The sequence below is a fragment of the Pseudoalteromonas sp. SR45-6 genome (genome assembly GCF_014163545.1).
GTDB classification, from domain to species: domain Bacteria; phylum Pseudomonadota; class Gammaproteobacteria; order Enterobacterales; family Alteromonadaceae; genus Pseudoalteromonas; species Pseudoalteromonas rhizosphaerae.
Map to the genome: position 1 here is coordinate 1 of NZ_JACJDM010000151.1, position 882 is coordinate 882.

An 882-nucleotide genomic window follows, 5' to 3' on the forward strand; every position below is an offset into this window, starting at 1 on the left:
ATGTAATCCATTCTCTATTTGCCAATGTTGCCGTGCGGATCTTGCGAGTTCTTCCGCCGATAAATATGCTGAACTGATGTAGTATCTATAGCATAACTCATTGCTTACTTTGTTTTTTTCTTTCCTATAAGAAACAATAACTCCCACTGTTTTGGCATCTTTCCAATTGCTCGTTTCTGATAAATCACTTACGTTATGACTAACAGCACAACACCTGAATTCTTCTCTGTTTTTATGATAATCGGCTTCATTAAACAAAACTCCTTCGGACGCTTGTCGTGTGACCTCAGGTAATAAAGCATTCTCTATTTGTGACAGCAGTCCTTTATGGTTCGCTTTTACTGCAAGTAGGTAATCGGCTTGTTTATCCACTATTGTCTCTGCAATTGATTTTTGACACCCCATCGCGTCAATCGTGACTAAGCAGCCTTTTATCTCCAGTAATTCAAGAAGCTCTGGTAACGCTGTTATTTCATTCGACTTTTTATCAACAGGGCATTGCGCCAAAACAACACCATTTTCGCACGCAAATGCACTGACCATATAAAGTGCATCGCGCCTATCTGACTGATTAAATGAACCTTTCAATCGCTTACCATCAATCGCAACGACATCGCCCTGAGTTAATTTAGAACAGTCTTTCATCCAAGAAGAAAAAGAATCTTGAAACTGCATCATATCAATGCGACTCATCACACGAGCGATTGTGTCATGGCGAGGGATACCTTGCTCAAGAGGAACGTACTTCCTGAGCCAATCTAATCTATCATGGCCAAAATCTTCAATATCTTCCCAGCCTTGGCACCCAGATATGACAGCGCTGACAGCTAAGAATATGATATCAAAAAGTTTATGGACAACTTTACCCTGCTGGCGAGGGTC

Annotated in this window: 1 protein-coding gene; it reads right to left on the reverse strand. The window is 40.9% G+C overall.

From position 1 onward, the window contains the following. The coding region (locus H5158_RS22610; protein WP_182740975.1) for an ISAs1 family transposase at positions 1-882 on the reverse strand (882 nt) is incomplete at both ends.